The organism is Xanthobacter sp. NM-25 (genome assembly GCF_022138605.1).
Lineage (GTDB): Bacteria > Pseudomonadota > Alphaproteobacteria > Rhizobiales > Xanthobacteraceae > Xanthobacter.
The window spans coordinates 270,000-285,764 of the sequence record NZ_JACBFS010000005.1 but is presented as its reverse complement, the minus strand read 5'-3'; the positions used below and the strand labels follow the sequence as shown (position 1 = coordinate 285,764).

Genomic DNA, 15,765 nt, shown 5'->3' with positions numbered 1-15,765 from the left:
ACCTCCCATGCCCGTAAGCGATGCCGATATGGTCCGCGCCTGGACCCATGTGCTGACCCTTTCCAAGCTCGAACCGCAGCAGACGGTGACCCTCCTCACCACCGAGCACAGCCACCCGCAGACCCTGCGCACCGCCAAGATCGCCGCCGGCAATCTCGGCGCCGTCGTCAACCGGCTGGAGCTGGAGCCGGTGAATGCGCAGCTGGCCCACAGCCGCGACAGCCTCGCCTATCTCGGCACCACGCCGCTCACCGGCAACGCCGCCGCCATCGCCGCCCTGAAGCAGAGCGACATGGTGCTGGATCTCATGACCCTGCTGTTCTCCCCCGAGCAGCAGGAGATCCTGGAGAGTGGCACCAAGATCCTGCTGGCGGTGGAGCCGCCCGAGGTGCTGGTGCGGCTGCTGCCCGATGCCGCCGACAAGGCGAAGTGCGCGGCCGCCGCCGCGCTCCTCTCCGGCGGTCGCGAAATGCACGTGACCTCGAAGGCCGGCACCGATCTCCACCTGCCCCTCGGCCAGTTCCCGGTGGTGGAGGAATATGGCTATGTGGACGCCCCCGGCCGTTGGGACCACTGGCCGAGCGGCTTCAGCTTCACCTTCCCCAATGACGGCGAGGCCCATGGCCGGGTGGTGCTGCAGGTGGGTGACATTCTGCTGCCGATGAAGTCCTATCTCTCCACCCCCATCGAGATGATCGTGGAGAAGGGCTACGTGACCTCCATCACCGGCGGCATCGACGCCGACCTGCTCAATGACTACATGGCCGCCTTCGAGGACAAGGAGGCCTACGCCATCTCCCACATCGGCTGGGGGCTGCAGAACCGGGCCCGCTGGTCCACCCTCGGCCTCTACGACCGCGAGCAGACCCTGGGTATGGACGCCCGCGCCTTCGCCGGCAATTTCCTGTTCTCCATGGGCCCCAACAACGAGGCCGGCGGCAGCCGCACCACCGCCTGCCACATCGACATTCCCATGCGCCACTGCACGGTGCGGGTGGATGAGCACGAGGTGGTGCGCGACGGCGTGCTGCTACCCACGGCGCCAGCCACGGATGAGCCGGCATGAGCACGGCTCCGGAGAGCGGCGCGGACGGCGCCGTCTATGCCCGCCAGGGCTTCGGCCGGGCGCTGGGCATCGAGGGGCGGATCGGCCTCCTGATCGTCGATTTCGTCAACGGCTTCGCCGACCCGGCGGCCTTCGGCGGCGGCAACATCCCCGCCGCCATCGCCCGCACCCGGGAGGTGCTGGTGAAAGCCCGGGCCGCCGGCTGGCCGGTGGCCCACAGCCGCATCGTGTTCCAGGACGACGATGCCGACACCAACGTGTTCTGCCTGAAGGTGCCCGGCATGCTCACCCTCAAGGAAGACGACGCGGCGAGCGCCATCGTGCCGGAGCTTGCCCCCCGCACGGGTGAACTGGTGGTGCGCAAGACCGTGCCCTCCGCCTTCTTCGGCACCGCCCTGGCGCCGTGGCTCACCCAGCGCGGCGTCGCCACCCTGCTGGTGGCGGGCTGCACCACCAGCGGCTGCGTGCGCGCCTCGGTGGTGGATGCCATGTCGTTCGGCTTCCGGCCGGTGGTGCTGGACGATTGCGTGGGCGACCGGGCGCTCGGCCCCCACGCGGCCAATCTGTTCGACATGGCCCAGAAATATGCCGATGTGGTGCCGGCCTCGCGCGTGCTGGCTTTGTAAGCCGGATCGGGAATGGTAATCCGAACCCTGCCGCCAGCCCGCGGGCGGCAGGGCGCCGATGAAGGACAGACCATGACCGAAGGACGTGCAGCACCGGGCCGCGGCCGCAGCGGGTCGCCCAAGGCCGCGCCGGCGCCCAAGGCCGCACCGGCGCCCAAGGCCGCGGCGGCGTTGAAGAACGCAGCCGAGCCGACACCGAGGAACAAGGCGGCGCCCACACCGAAGAAAAAACGCTCCGGCCCCGGCCGTCCCGAGGGTGTCAGCCGCATCCGCGACGACATTCTCGACGCGGCGGAAATGGAATTCGCCAACCAGGGCTATTCGGGCACCAGCCTGCGCACGGTGGCGGAGAAGGCCCAGGTGACGCAGGCCCTCATCAATTACTATTTCGGCTCCAAGAAGGGGCTGTTCAAGGAAGCGTTCCTGCGCCGCGCCGTGGAGATCGCCGCCGACCGCGAGCGGCGGCTCGATGCCCTGATGGCCGGCGGCGCGAAGCCGGAGGTGCGCGATATTCTCGGCGCCTTCCTGCAGCCGGCGCTCACCATGCGCAATTCCCCCGGCGGCCGCGTCTTCATGCGACTCCACGCCCGCCTCCACACCGAGCCGCCGGAAATCTCCTACGAGCTGCGCTCCAGCGCCTATGATCGCTCGACCCACCTGTTCGCCGACGCCCTCAGCGCCGCCCTGCCGGAGCTGCCGCGCAAGGACATCTACTGGCGCGTCACCTTCATGGTGGGGGCCTATCTCTACACCTTCTCCGACACCCACCGGGTGGAGGAGCTGGCGCCAGGCATCTGCGATCCGGGGAACCCGGACGAGATCCTGAACGCCATCACCACCTTCATCACCGGCGGCATGCTGGCGCCCCCGGCGAGCTTGCCGGCGCAGCCCCCCGCCCGCCGGCGCGCACCCTCCAAGCCCAAGAGCTGACACCGCGCGACCTGAAGCGCGGCGCGCGGTCGACGCGAAATGAAAAGCGTGGGTCGTTTCCTGAAGGCATGCTGGCGGCTCCGTTTCAGCCACTTCAGGAGAGAATGGGCGATGGTCACCACAATGGCCCCCACATGATGCTCGGGCGCGCCGCAGCGGCGCCCTCGACCGGCTGATGGCGGTGGCACCCCGATCCGCCTGCCGGATCGTCATGCCGCGCTGACGGTGCCCTGCCGGTTTCCACGCCCCGCCTCCTCCCGCCACGCATCCCATCGTCCGCGCCGGCCCCTCGGCCGCGGCACACCCTCGCGCTCGCGCCGCACCCCGGCGAAAGCCCCCCGAAAGGAACCGCCATGGGGTTCACCCTCGATTTCTGGGACTATCTGACATTCGCGGTGCTGTTCTTCATCGGCATCTCATTCCTGGGCGCGCTCATCTTCATTCTCGGCCTGCCGGGGCGGATCGCCATTGCCCGGCACCACCCGGAGGCGGACGCGGTCTATGCCATGGGCTGGGTCGGCTTCCTGGCCGTCGTGCCCTGGATTCAGGCCTTGATCTGGGCCTTCAAGCCCACGGCGGTGGTGGACCTGCGCTACCTGCCGAAGGACGTGAAGCGTGAAACCGACGCCATGATCAGCCGCCTCAAGGGCAAAGCACCGCCCTCGTCCGAGCCGGAGGGGACTGACGCGCCATGATGATCGGCATCCTGATCTGCGCCCTTGCCTGCTTCGTCTTCTGGCTGGTCTTCCTCAAGCTGAAGCTGCTGCGGATGACCCCCGGCTGGGTGTTCGCCTTCAGCATGGTGGTGCTCCACCTCTTGCTGATCTTCGTCATCGGCCTGCGCTTCGTCACGCCCTATTCGACCAATGCGACGGTGGTTCAGCACACCATCCAGCTCATCCCGCGCCTGCCCGAGCCCACCCTCGTCACCGAGGTGCTGGTGAAGGACAACACGCAGGTGAAGAAGGGCGATCCGCTGTTCCGCTTCGACACCACCATCTACGCGGCGAAAGTCCAACAGCTCGAGGCGCAGCTGGCCGCCGCGCGACAGAATGTGAAGGTGCTGCAGGCGGACATCGCCGCCGCCGAGGCCAGAGCGCAACAGGCCGAGGCCTCGCTGTCCTATTCCCAGCACCAGAAACAGACCTTCGACGTGCTGGCCCAGCAGGGCGCCGCCCGCGAGGACGACGCCATCCGTTGGCGCGACGCAGAAAAGAAGGACGCCGCCGACTTCGCTGCCGCCCGGGCGGAAGCGGACGTGGCGCGCTTGAAATACGATTCCACCATCGACGGCGTGAACACCACCGTGGCGGCGCTGGAGGCCGAACTGCGGCAGGCGCGCTATTATCTCGACAACACCACCCTGCGCGCCCCCGAGGACGGCCGCATCATCAATCTCCAGGTGCGCCCCGGCATGGTGGCGGGCATCCTGCGCGTGGGCGCCATCGCCGCCCTCATCGTCGAGCAGGAGCGCTATGTCCTCGCCACCTATTTCCAGGAGAACCTCAAGTTCGTGAAGCCGGGGCAGGGGGTGGAGCTCGCCTTCAATCTCTACCCGGGGCAGATCTTCACCGGCCGGGTGGAGACGATCTGGAAGGCCAATGGCCAGGGCCAGTACCTTCCCAATGCGGAGATCCCGCGGTTCGAGCCGGCCAATCCGGACGTGCCCCAGGGCCAGTACGGCGTGAAGATCCTGGTGGATGGCACCGACCCGGAGCGCTTCCCCATCGGCGCGCAGGGGGCCGCCGCTATCTACGTCAATGGGCAGAGCGGCTCCTGGGCGGCGCTGCGCAAGATCGCCATCCGTTCGCGCACCTGGCTGGCCTGGCTCTATCCGCTCAACATCTAGGCCCGCGCCGGGGTCCATGCCCCGGCGCCATCTGCGTCCTCAAAGGGCTGGACGAGAGGGCGCGCTCTGTGGCATTGCTCCCCCCGCGCAGCTGAACGGCTTCCGCGTTGGCGCGGGCGTGGCGGAACTGGTAGACGCAGCGGACTCAAAATCCGCCGTCCTCACGGATATGTCGGTTCGAGTCCGACCGCCCGCACCACACGATCTTGGTCGTTCCCGCGTAAATCGTGCTTCGCCCTAACCGTGCTTCGCCTGAACCGTGCCGCGCTGGCCCCTTCTCGGCACAGGGTGGCGGCTGTCGTCGCCAGGCGACGCCCAGCCGCACAAGGCGCGTCGCATCCTCAGTTGCGGATGCTGCCGAAGCCGGCCTCCACCGTCAGCACCGACCCCACCGTGGAGCGCGCCCCCGGGCGGGCCAGATAGGCCACAGCGTGGGCGACCTCCTGCGGCGAAACCATGTAGCCGGTGACCTGCCGCGCCGCGAACTCACGGGTGTCGCGCCCCACCTGGGCGGCCAGGCCCTGCACGAAGGCGGTGTCCACCGTGCCGGGATTGACGCAGTTCACCCGGATGCCCTCGCCCACCAGATCCGCCGCCATGGCCCGCGACAGGGCCTCGACGCCGCCCTTGGTGGCCGAATAGAGGGCGCGGCGGGCCAGGCCCGTGTCCGCCAGGCACGAGGCGATGTTGACGATGGCCCCATGGGTGGAGCGGCGCAGATGCGGCAAGGCGGCCCGCGACACCCGCGCCACGCTCACGAGATTGATGTCGAGGACCCGCGTCCAGTCGTCGAGCGTGCCGTCCTCCACGGTGCCGAGGAAGGACACGCCGGCATTGTTGACCAGGATGTCGATGCGCCCGTGCCGGGCCGCCACCGCATCCACCGCCGCCGCCACCGCCGCCGCATCGGTGACGCTGCCCTGATGGGTCTCGGAGCCAGCCGGAGCCGAGGTGGGGTCGAGATCGAACACCGCCACCCGCGCCCCTTCGGCGAGGAACAGCTCCGCCGTCGCCTTGCCAATGCCGGCGCCACCGCCGGTGATGAAAACCACGCTCTCGCCAAACGTCATGCTCATGCGCTCCTCCCAGGGGCGTGTCTTGTTCTGATGTGTGTCACCGTGCGCCGGCCGCAGCGCCGGCCGACCGGTCTCGGGGGCCCTCAGGCGACCGGCTTGAGCACGGTCGCCACCATGGAGGGGCGCCTGGCGAAGGCATCGTACCAGCGCGCTAGCTCGGGAGCCTGCGGGCGCCAGGCCTGCGGCGTGAGCCGGAAATCGAGATAGCCGAGCGCACAGGCCACCGCGATCACCCCCATGTCGAGGGGGCCATCGAGATGGCTCCGCCAGATGGCCTGCAGCGCGTCGAGGCTGGAGACGATCTTGGCGCCCTGCCCTTCGATCCAGGCCGGCCAGCGCAGCTCCGCCGGCCGCAGCGCGGTCTCGAAGCGGATCAGCACGGCGGCATCCATGATGCCATCGGCCAGCGCCTGCAGGCACAGCGTGCGGGCCCGTGGCATGCCGGCCGGCGGATGCAGGGGTCGGCCCTGGTGCAGGGTATCGAGATACTGGCAGATGACGACGCTGTCGTAGAGCGCCTCGCCATCGTCGAGGATCAGTGCCGGAATGTGGCCGCTGGGATTGTGCGGCACCACCCGGCCGTCGCGCGCCACCGGGCTCACCACGCAGGGCACCAGGGTCAGCTGATCCGCGAGCCCGGTTTCATGGGCAAGAACCATCACCTTGCGCACGAAGGGGGAGGCGGTGGAATGCAGGAGCTTCATGGCCGAGGCCTCAGGTGGGGGGCTTGCGCGGGCGTCGGGGGTGGAGCGCCATGGCGGCACCCGGGGCGCGGGCGTCGGCAAAGGGCGAGGAAAGCGCTCCCGCCAGCTTCTGCTCGAGCTCCGCCTTCGCCTCGAACAGCATGGGCACGTAGCGCTGTTCCACATCCGCCAAGGTGGCGAGGGCGGCGACCGCGATGAGGTTGATGACGCACACCACCTGCGCCCCGCGCATCACCGCCACGGCCGCACCGCGATTGGTCTTCAGGAATTCCTGGTCGGAAAGTGCATAGCCGCGCCGCGCGGTCTCGGTGAGGATACGCTGCACCGCCGCCGGATCGCGGGCGAGCTTTTCGAACGGGTCGGTCGCGTCCTTGAGATGCAGCAGGATGCGCTGCTGCTCGGCCTCCGGCACCGCCGCCAGATAGGCGCGCCCGGTGGCCGAGGCCAGCATGGGCACCCGCGAGCCGATGGAGCGGTTGCTGGAGAGAATGCCCGGCTGCCGGTTGGTGTCGACGATCACCATCTTGTCGTGCTGGAACACGGCGAGGTCGGAGGGCCAGCCCATCTTCTCCCGCAGCCGCGCCATGATCGGCCGGGCGATCTGCAGCAGGTTGTCGTCGGAGGAGACGTTGTTCGACAGCGCCAGCGCCCGCAGGCCCACCTGATAGGTGCGGCTGTCGGCATCGAAGGTGAGATAGCCCGCCTGCCGCAGGCTCTCCAACAGCCGCAGCACGGTGGCCTTGGGAATGCCTGTGTGGTGCTGAACCTGCGAGAGGCCAGCCGGGCCATAGGCGTTCACGGCCTCCAGGACGAGAAGACCGCGCATCAGCGCATTCACGGGGTTGGTCGTAGCCATGCATCGGATTATGGCGCGAAACAGTCGGGGGCAAGAAGATCCGTCTGCGCTTTTCCCCCGTCGGCGGCGAGGCCCGGCGCCAGCGCCGTCACCGCGCAGGGGGTGCGGGAAAAGCGCACCGGCGGCCGCACGGTGAGCACTTCGCCTTCGGTGGGGTGCGTGGCGGGCGTGAAGAAGCCCACGGCGGCGAGATGGGGATCGGCCAGCAGATCGTCGACGTCGTTGACCGGAGAACAGGGAATGTCGGCGGCCCGCAGCAGGGCGATCCATTCGCCATTGGTGCGCGCCGGCAGGCACGCCGCCAGGCGTCCATAAAGCTCGTCGATGGCCCGGCTGCGCGCGCCATCGTCGGCGAGCCGTGGATCGGCCGCCCAATCGGCCCGGCCGGCGGCCTCGAAGAAGCGCTGCCAGTGGCTGGCGGTGTAGGGCATCACGCTCAGATGACCGTCCCGGGTGGCATAGGGCCGGCGGTGGCGCGACAGCAGGCGGGCATAGCCGGGCGGCCCCTCGGGCGGCACGAAGGTGCGCCCCGCCAAGTGCTCCACCAGCAGGTAGGATGCCATCACCTCGAACATGGGCACTTCCACCGCCTGCCCCTGGCCAGTGCGCGCCGCATGCAGCAAGGCGGCGTTGATGGCCGCCACCGCATAAAGGGCGGTGGTCTTGTCGGCGACGATGGTCGGGGCATAGCGCGGGGTGCCCCCCACTGTCGCCTCCAGCGCCGACCAGCCGGCCGCCGCCTGGATGATGTCGTCATAGGCCGGCCAGTCGCGATAGGGGCCGTCCTGGCCGAAGCCGACGATGGCGCAATAGACCAGCCGCGGGTTCTCGGCCAGCAGCGTCTCCGGCCCCAGGCCGAGCCGGGCGGCGGCGGCCGGCCGCATATTGTGCAGCAGCACGTCGGCCGTCCGCACCAGGGCCAGCAGCCGCTCGCGATCGGCGGGCTGCTTGAGGTCGAGCACCAGCCCATCCTTGTTGCGGTTGGCATTGAGGAAAGCCGCGCCCATGGCCGGCGAGCGCGCGGGGCCGGCCGCGCGCATGATATCGCCCTGCGGCGGCTCGACCTTGAGCACCTCCGCCCCCATGTCGCCGAGGATCTGCGCGGCATAGGGGCCGGCGATCACCGTCGACAGGTCGAGCACCCGGATGCCCTGCAGCGGCCCCGCCATCACAGATGCCCCGACACGTTGACGTAGGTGCTCTTGTATTCGCAATAGAACTCCCGCGCCGCGATGCCCTGCTCGCGGGGGCCATAGCCCGAGGGGGCGCGGCCACCGAACGGCACGTGGAAATCGAGGCCCGCCGTGGGAGCGTTCACGGTGACCATGGCCGCCCGCGAGCGACTCCGGAACGTCTCCGCGGCGATCAGGTCGGTGGTGCAGATGCCGCTCGAAAGGGCGTAATGCACATCGTTGGCGATGGCGATGGCCTCGTCGAGATCATGTGCCGCCAGCACCGAGGCCACCGGTCCGAACACCTCCTCCTGATTGATGCGCGCCCCGTTGTTGGTGGTGGCGATGAGGCAGGGCGCGAGATAGAAGCCCGCGTGGGGGCGCTCCAGCACGCTGCCGCCGCCCAGCACCTCGCCGCCTTCGGTGCGGGCGATGTCGATATAGCCGAGATCCTTGTCGAGCTGGCGCTGGTCCACCACCGGCCCGATCTCGGTCGCCTCCTCCAGGGCGTGGCCGATGCGGCTGTCGGCCATGCGCTTCAGCAACTTGTCCAGGAAGGCGTCGCGCACCGCATCGAGCACGATGATGCGGCTGGAGGCGGTGCAGCGCTGCCCGGTGCCGTGGAAGGCGCCCTGGAACGCCACTTCCACGGCGAGGTCGAGCTCGCAGGTCTTGTCGATGACGAGGCCGCTCTTGCCGCCCAGTTCCGCCTGCACCTTCTTCATCTGCCCGGCGGTGGCGGCCACCACCGCGGCGCCGGTGGGCCCGGAGCCGGTGAAGGTGATGGCATCACAGCCATCGATGAGCGCCGGGCCGAGATCGCGGCCGTTGCCCATCACCAGGTTGAACACCCCCGCCGGCACCCCGGCGCGCTCCAGCATGTCGGTGAGCACAAAGGCGCAATCGGGCGTGAGCTCGCTCGGCTTGAACACCACCGTGTTGCCATAGGCGAGGGCCGGGGCGATCTTCCAGGCGGGAATGGACAAGGGCAGGTTCCAGGGGGTGATCACGCCGATCACCCCCACCGGCTCCTGGCTCACCGTGATGGTGAAGCCCTCCCGCAGCCCCGGCGTGAACACACCGTGGTTGCGGACGGTCTCGCCGGCGAAGAAATGGAAGATCTCGCCGGAGCGGATCACCTCGCCGCGGCCTTCCCGCACGGTCTTGCCCTGCTCGCGCGCCATCAGCCGCCCGAGCTCGTCGGCGCGGGCCAGCAGTTCGTCACCCACCCGGCGCAGCAGCCGAGCGCGGGCCTCGGGCAGCACCGCCGCCCACCCGGGCTGCGCCGCCCGGGCGGCCGCCACCGCGGCTTCCACATCGGCGACCGTTCCCCAATTGTAGTCGCCGAGCGGATCCAAGGTGTCGGAGGGATTAATGTTGGCGACGCGCGTGCCGTGATCGAGCCAGCGCCCGCCGATGAAGAGACCCGAAGCCATCCTGGAAATCCTCTCTCACTGCTTCTTCAACAGCGGGCAATCGGACGCCGCGATGCCCTCGAACACTTCCGCCGCCGGCAAAGTGGCGACGATGTCGAAGCTGTCGCCGGGGAATTTGGACTGCTTGGGGCTCTTCACCTTGGCCACATACATGTCCATGATCACCCGGCCGTTCTCGAGAATCGACGCATTCTGGATGAGCGCATCCTGGCCGATGGGCGTGGCCTTCATCTTGGCGATCACCTTGGCCGCATCGTCCTCGCCAGCCGCCTGCACCGCCTTCAGGTAATGGGTCACGGCGGCATAGGTGTTGGCGTGGATCATGGACGGCATCTTGCCGTGGCGCTCCTGGAACCGCTTCGACCAGGCGCGGGTGGTGTCGTTGAGATCCCAGTAGAAGGGGGTGGCGAAACGCAGGCCCTGGGCGGCATCGAGGCCCATGGCGTCCACTTCCGGCTGGCTCACATAGAGCGCCACCAGCTTGCCGGGGATCTGGTATTCCTTCGCCTGCTTCACCGCGGTGATCATGTCCGAGCCGCCGGCGGCAATGGCCACCACATCGGCGCCCGAGCCCTGTGCCTGCAGCAGGTAGGAGGAGAAGTCCTGGGTATTGATGGGGTGCTTGGCGCTGCCGAGCACGGTGCCGCCGGCCGCCTTGATGGCCTTGGAGGTCTCCGCTTCCAGGGCGTGGCCGAAGACGAAATCGGTGGTGAGGAAGAACCACTTCTTGCCGCCGTCGCGCACCAGGTCCTTCACCACCGTGTTGGCCAGGGCATAGGACGAGGTCGCCCACTGGGTGCCATAGGGCGAGCACAGCTTGCCGCTGAAGTCCGGCGCGGTGCCGGCGGTGATGAGCGTCACCTTCTTGCGCTCGGCGGCGGCGGCCTGGGCGGCGAGGCCCGAGGCCGAGGAGCCGCCATCGGTGATCGCCGAAACGCCATCCACGTCGAACCACCGGCGGGCGATCTGGCCGGCGATGTCCGGCTTGTTCTGATTGTCCGCCACCAGGATCTCGATCGGCCGGCCCAACACCTTTCCGCCGAAATCCTCCGCCGCCATCTTCGCCGCCAGCACCGAGCCGGGGCCGCCCTGATCGGCATAGGGGCCGGACTGATCGTTCGAGACGCCGATGCGGAACGGCTTCACATCCTGCGCGGCCGCCAGCGTCGGCCAGCCGAGCGTCGCGACGATGGCGCCCAGCGCCAGCCTGCGGAGACTACCCATCCTCTTCCTCCCAATCTTGCTTGTTGTCGGCCCGTCCCAACGGGCGCGTGGCCTCACGTTAGACAGCATGGGGCGCGGATGCAAATTTTTGAACCATTGGTTCATCTAGCGGACCATTTGCGCAACCGGAAGGCGGCGCGGCACAGCTCATCCGGGTTGCTGCACCGCCCACCGCCGGCGAATCTCCCGGGCGAGCGGTGCGGACGGTGCGACATCGGCCGGACCCAAACAAACCATCTGGACGGTTTGAAATGCCGGTGCTAAACGCCCTCCCCGCATCACTCCTGCGTCGAGCCGAGGCGGGAGCAGGCGCCGGCGGGCGCCGGGGAGGACCCAAGCATGAGCGAGGCGCATCAACGCAGAAAGCAGCCCCAGCTGGTACGCAGCCAGCTGCTGGAGGTGGCAGCGCGCCTGTGCGTCGACACCGGCCTGCACGCGCTGACGCTGGATGCGGTCGCCCGCGCCGCCGGGGTCAGCAAGGGCGGGCTGCTGCATCACTTTCCCACCAAGCGGGCGCTGATCGATGCCCTGCACGACGCCCTGCTGGAGCATGCCCAGGCACAGATCCAGGAGCTGATGGCCCAGGATGTGGATCCCCACGGCCGCTTCACCCGCGCCTATCTGCTGGCCAGCCTGGATGCCGGCGCCGACGCGGATGCCGAGCGCTGGAACAGCCTCGCCGTGCTGCTGCTGGCCGAGGCCTCCCTGCGCGAGCGGTGGCGGCACTGGATCACCGCCCGCCTCGACGCCCTCGCCCCGGAGGAGAAGACCGCCCCCATGCAGATCGTGCGGCTGGCGGCCGACGGCCTGTGGCTCGCCGAGTTGAGCGGCCTCGCCCCCCTCTCCGACGCGGAGGGCGAACGGGCCATCGAGGCGCTTTTGGCCATGACCCGCAGGAGCTGACGGCGCCGCTCTCAGCGCTCCTGCATGCGCAGCGCCGCGTCGAGGCGCAGCACCGACCCGTTGAGCATGGGGTTGCCGATGATGCTCGACACCAGCGCCGCATATTCGGACGGCTTGCCGAAGCGCTTGGGAAACGGGATGTTGGCCACCACCGCCTGCTGCACCTCGTCGGTCATGGCTTCCACCATGGGCGTGCCGAACAGGCCCGGCGCGATGGCCACCACGCGGATGCCGTAGCGGGCCAGCTCGCGGGCCGCCGGCAGGGTAAGCGCCGCCACGCCGCCCTTGGAGGCGGCATAGGCCCCCTGGCCGATCTGCCCCTCATAGGCGGCGACCGATGCCGTGTTGATGATCACCCCGCGCTCTCCCTCCGCATCCGGAGCGTGGGCCGTCATGGCATGGGCGGCCAGCCGCATGAGATTGAAGGTGCCGGTGAGATTGACGCGGACCACCCGCTCGAACTCGGCCAGCGAGGCCGGTCCCTCCCGCCCGACAATGCGCGCTCCGGGAGCGATGCCGGCGCAGTTCACCAATACAGACGGCGACCCGAGATCGGAGGTAATGCAGGCGAACGCGGCCTCCCACGCCGGACCATCGGTGACGTCGCACGCATAGGCACCGGCACCGAGGGACGCGGCGAGCGCATCGAGCGCCCCCGCATTCAGATCTACCAGCGCCACCCGGGCGCCCTCCTGTGCCAGGCGCTCGGCGGTGGCCCGCCCCAGCCCCGAGGCGGCGCCGGAGACAATAGCGGTCTTTCCCTGCAGCTGCATGGCGTTGTCCTCCCAGATGATGTGTGATGGTGCGGCTCAGGCGAGCCGGTCGATGAAGCGCGTGAAGTGCGCCGCCGGCTCGCGGGTGGTGGCGAAGGTGTTTTCCGGCGCGCTCATATCCGCGTAGCCGAGCGCCATGCCGCACACCAGGGTCTGCGTGGGCGGCACCGCCAGGCGCTGGGTGATGACATGGCCATAATGGTTGAAGGCCGCCTGCGGGCAGGTATCCAGGCCGAAGGCGCGCGCCGCGATCATGATGTTCTCGAGGAACATGCCGTAATCGAGCCAGGAGCCTTTCTCCAGATCCCGGTCGATGGTGAAGAACAGCCCCACCGGCGCATCGAAGAACACGAAGTTGCGGGCCATCTGCGCCGCCGTGCCGGCCTTGTCGCCGCGCGCGATGCCGAGACTGGCGTAGAGGTCCCAGCCCACCTTGCGCCGCCGCGCCAAATAAGGCTCGCGCCAGCTCCGCGGATAATAGGCATATTCCTCCTGGCCCTCCGCGCCCGCCAGCGACAGCGCCCGCAGCTCGGCGCCGAGCGCCGCCAGCGGCGCGCCGGTGAGCACCAGCACCTGCCAGGGCTGCACATTGCTGCCGGACGGCGCCCGGGCGGCCAGATCGAGCAGTTGCAGCACCAGCGCCGGCGGCACCTCGTCAGGCAGGAAAGCCCGCACCGCGCGCCGTGAGGCGATGGCCTCCACCGCCGTTGCCGCGACGGGGCGGCCCGTGGGAGCGACGGGCGGCGCGGAGATCGAAGGCGAGGACATGGGCGGCACCCTCATTTCTCGGGCATGTCCACGGGGCTGGACATGTCCAGGTTGGCGAGCTCGTACCCCCGCTTGAAATCGAGGATGTGCTTTTCCATCCAGTCCCGCGCCCGCTTCTCGTCGTGATCGCGGATGGCCTCGTAGATGCTTTCATGGGCCACCAGCAGGCGCTGGCCGGCGTTGAGGCGCGACATGACCCGGTAGAAGGGGGGGTAGAACAGCTCGCTCAGCGGCAACCGCGCCACCTGGATGGCGCGGTTGCGCGTGGCCTTGGCCACCAGTTCGTGAAACTCGATGTCGAGCTTGGTGAGGCTGGAACTGTCCTGCAGCGCCTGGCGGGTGGCCTCCAGGTTCCGGGCGATAGCGGCGAGATCGTCCTCGTCCGAACGGTGCGCCGCCGAGGCGGCGGCGGCCGGCTCCAAGGCGAACATGGCCTCCCACAATTCCTCGAAGGTCACCTGGTGAAGCACCATGGCGGCGGTGAGGCGGCGGGAGATGACGTCGGATTCGGGAATGGAGGCATAGAGCTTCTTGCGGCCCAGCTCGCGCCGCACGAACCCGTTCTGCTCCAGCACCCGGATCGCCTCGCGCACGGTGGAGCGGTTGACCCCCAGTTGCTCGGCCAGCCGGGCCTCTGCCGGCAGCGGATCTCCGGGGGCGATCTCCCCCGCCAGGATCTTCTCCTCGATGGTGCGGGCCACCAGGCGGAAGGCGGGCTCCGCCTGAACCGGATCAAACAACAGGGACATGTTTCATCTTTCCACCCAAGGCCGCGCGTTCCTTTTCAATATCGCGCAGCACGCGCCGCTGGATCTTACCGGTCATGGTCTTCGGCAGCTCATCGAGAAAGGCGATGGCCCGCGGGTACTTATAGGGCGCGGTCACGGCCTTCACATGGTCCTGCAGGCTGCGCACCAGCGCCGCATCGGCCTCGACCCCCGACCGCACCACCACGAACGCCTTCACGATCTCGCCCCGCTCCGTATCCGGCGCCGCCACCACCGCGCACTCCTGCACGGCGGGGTGCTCCAGAAGCGCATTCTCCACCTCCGAGGGGCCGATGCGGTAGCCCGCCGAATTGATGACGTCATCGCGCCGGCCGCGATGGTAGAAATAGCCATCCTCGTCCTTCGCCCCGAGATCCCCGGTGATGAACCAGCGGCCCTCGGGGCCTTCCACGTAGCAGTCGGCGGTGCGCGCCGGGTCGTCGAGATAACCGAGCATCATCTGCGGGTTGGGGGTGAGCAGCGCGATGTCCCCCTCCGCCCCCGGCGGCAGGCGCACCCCGTTGGGGTCGATGATGTCCAGTTCCAGGCCCGGCGCCGGCAGGCCCATGGAGCCGATGCGCGTGGGCTTGGCGGGATAGTTGAGCAGCGTCATCAGCGTCTCGGTCTGCCCATAGGCCTCGAGAATGGCGATGCCGGTCTTGGCCAGCCACCGGTCGGCCACCGCCCCGTTCAGGGTTTCGCCGGAAGAGACGGTGTGGCGAAGCGCCGACAGATCGTGCGCCTCCACCCCCGCATCCACCACCCGGAACAATTCGGTGCCGGGCGCGCAATAGACGCTCACCTTGTATTTTTCCAGCAGCCGCAGCCGCTCCTGGGGGTCGAACGGACCGTCATAGAAGAAGGTGGTGGCGCCGCAGCTCCAGGGACCGAACAGGATGGAGGTGCCGGCCTTGCTCCAGCCCACGTCGGCGGTGCACCACATGATGTCGCCGGGCCGCAGGTCCAGCCAGTAGCGGGCTGAATTACGCCAGGCATAGAGCCCCCGGGCCGCATGCAGCACCCCCTTCGGCAGGCCGGTGGAGCCGCTGGTGTAGTAGAGAACGGCGGGATCATCCGCCTCCACCACCGCCGGCGCGGTCTCCGCCGCCGCCGCCATGGCCGGCGCCAGCGCCTCGAAGCCCGGCGCTTCGCCGATGGACAGGCGGACCAGCACCTCGTCCATCACCTCGGCAAACTTGTGGGTGTGCGCGGCGCGGGCCAGCACCGCCCGCACGCCCGCATGGCGGACGCGATAGGCGATGTCCTTGGCGGTGAGCATCTCGATGCAGGGAATGGGCACCGCGCCCCGCTTCAGGCAGCCCACCATGGCGATCTGCCATTCAGGAATGCGCGGCGTCATAATGAGCACGCGGTCGCCCTTGCCGATGCCGCGGGCGGCCAGCACCGCCGCGAAGTGGGCGCTCAGCCGGGCCATGTCGGAGAACAGGAAGACCTTCTCCTCCCCCTGCGCATTGGCCCAGATGAGGGCCGGGCGATCATCCTCGCGGGCCATGCGGTCCACCACGTCGACGCCGAAATTGAACGTCTCCGGCACATGCCATCGGAACGTCCGGCGGGTGGCCTCGTAATCGGTCATGTTGGGCGCCATATGCTC

General features: G+C 68.9%; 16 protein-coding genes and 1 tRNA gene. 7 read left to right on the top strand and 10 right to left on the bottom strand.

The genetic code is table 11. The annotated features are described in order from the left end of the window. Positions 1-7 precede the first annotated feature (7 nt). From MEU52_RS15650 to MEU52_RS15625, 6 genes are all read left to right on the top strand, one after another. Positions 8-1,066, top strand: coding sequence for a 2,5-dihydroxypyridine 5,6-dioxygenase (locus tag MEU52_RS15650; protein ID WP_238122216.1), 1,059 nt, complete (start codon positions 8-10; stop codon positions 1,064-1,066). Beyond that, entirely contained in the window at positions 1,063-1,692 is a 630-nt protein-coding gene (locus MEU52_RS15645; protein WP_238122217.1) for an isochorismatase family protein, read from the top strand. The genes MEU52_RS15650 and MEU52_RS15645 overlap by 4 nt, the downstream gene beginning before the upstream one ends. Before the next feature lie 72 nt (positions 1,693-1,764). Beyond that, on the top strand, positions 1,765-2,622 hold the full coding sequence (locus MEU52_RS15640; RefSeq protein WP_238122218.1) for a TetR/AcrR family transcriptional regulator: 858 nt from the start codon (positions 1,765-1,767) through the stop codon (positions 2,620-2,622). Between the two features lie 353 nt (positions 2,623-2,975). After that, entirely contained in the window at positions 2,976-3,317 is a 342-nt protein-coding gene (locus MEU52_RS15635; RefSeq protein WP_238122219.1) for a DUF3302 domain-containing protein, read from the top strand. Further along, positions 3,314-4,471: an HlyD family secretion protein gene (locus tag MEU52_RS15630; protein WP_238122220.1), complete on the top strand. Its 1,158-nt coding sequence runs from the start codon at positions 3,314-3,316 to the stop codon at positions 4,469-4,471. Before MEU52_RS15635 ends, MEU52_RS15630 begins: the two co-directional genes overlap by 4 nt. A 112-nt stretch (positions 4,472-4,583) precedes the next feature. Further along, positions 4,584-4,670 (top strand) — tRNA-Leu (locus tag MEU52_RS15625). A 142-nt stretch (positions 4,671-4,812) separates the two neighbouring features. On the opposite strand, the gene MEU52_RS15620 is transcribed toward MEU52_RS15625, so the two are convergent. From MEU52_RS15620 to MEU52_RS15595, 6 genes are all read right to left on the bottom strand, one after another. Continuing rightward, positions 4,813-5,547, bottom strand: coding sequence for an SDR family NAD(P)-dependent oxidoreductase (locus MEU52_RS15620; protein ID WP_238122221.1), 735 nt, complete (start codon positions 5,545-5,547; stop codon positions 4,813-4,815). Positions 5,548-5,630: 83 nt separating this feature from the next. After that, positions 5,631-6,251, bottom strand: coding sequence for a glutathione S-transferase (locus MEU52_RS15615; protein WP_238122222.1), 621 nt, complete (start codon positions 6,249-6,251; stop codon positions 5,631-5,633). A 10-nt stretch (positions 6,252-6,261) separates the two neighbouring features. Continuing rightward, positions 6,262-7,107 (bottom strand): IclR family transcriptional regulator domain-containing protein, encoded by an 846-nt coding sequence (locus tag MEU52_RS15610; protein WP_238122223.1) that lies wholly within the window; start codon positions 7,105-7,107, stop codon positions 6,262-6,264. A gap of 8 nt (positions 7,108-7,115) precedes the next feature. Further along, positions 7,116-8,276, bottom strand: coding sequence for a CaiB/BaiF CoA transferase family protein (locus MEU52_RS15605; protein ID WP_238122224.1), 1,161 nt, complete (start codon positions 8,274-8,276; stop codon positions 7,116-7,118). Further along, the gene (locus MEU52_RS15600; protein WP_238122225.1) at positions 8,276-9,715 is read right to left on the bottom strand and encodes an aldehyde dehydrogenase family protein; all 1,440 of its coding nucleotides are present in this window, start codon (positions 9,713-9,715) and stop codon (positions 8,276-8,278) included. The genes MEU52_RS15605 and MEU52_RS15600 overlap by 1 nt, the downstream gene beginning before the upstream one ends. Before the next feature lie 15 nt (positions 9,716-9,730). Continuing rightward, positions 9,731-10,939: an ABC transporter substrate-binding protein gene (locus MEU52_RS15595; protein ID WP_238122226.1), complete on the bottom strand. Its 1,209-nt coding sequence runs from the start codon at positions 10,937-10,939 to the stop codon at positions 9,731-9,733. Positions 10,940-11,278: 339 nt separating this feature from the next. On the opposite strand from MEU52_RS15595, the gene MEU52_RS15590 reads away from it, so the two are divergent. Further along, positions 11,279-11,842, top strand: a complete 564-nt coding sequence (locus tag MEU52_RS15590; RefSeq protein ID WP_238122227.1) for a TetR/AcrR family transcriptional regulator — start codon at positions 11,279-11,281, stop codon at positions 11,840-11,842. 11 nt (positions 11,843-11,853) lie between these two features. Here the strand turns inward: MEU52_RS15590 and MEU52_RS15585 are convergent, their stop codons facing one another. The 4 genes from MEU52_RS15585 to MEU52_RS15570 are packed head-to-tail and all read right to left on the bottom strand — an operon-like array spanning position 11,854 to position 15,759. Beyond that, positions 11,854-12,615 carry an SDR family NAD(P)-dependent oxidoreductase gene (locus MEU52_RS15585; protein WP_238122228.1) on the bottom strand — a complete coding sequence of 254 codons (762 nt, stop codon included), beginning with the start codon at positions 12,613-12,615 and terminating at the stop codon, positions 11,854-11,856. Positions 12,616-12,651: 36 nt separating this feature from the next. Then, entirely contained in the window at positions 12,652-13,383 is a 732-nt protein-coding gene (locus tag MEU52_RS15580; protein WP_238122229.1) for a nitroreductase, read from the bottom strand. Between the two features lie 11 nt (positions 13,384-13,394). Then, positions 13,395-14,132, bottom strand: coding sequence for a FadR/GntR family transcriptional regulator (locus MEU52_RS15575; RefSeq protein WP_238122230.1), 738 nt, complete (start codon positions 14,130-14,132; stop codon positions 13,395-13,397). Continuing rightward, a complete protein-coding gene (locus MEU52_RS15570; RefSeq protein ID WP_238122231.1) occupies positions 14,116-15,759 on the bottom strand; it encodes an acyl-CoA synthetase in 1,644 nt (547 codons plus the stop codon). Before MEU52_RS15570 ends, MEU52_RS15575 begins: the two co-directional genes overlap by 17 nt. Between the last annotated feature and the right edge of the window lie 6 nt (positions 15,760-15,765).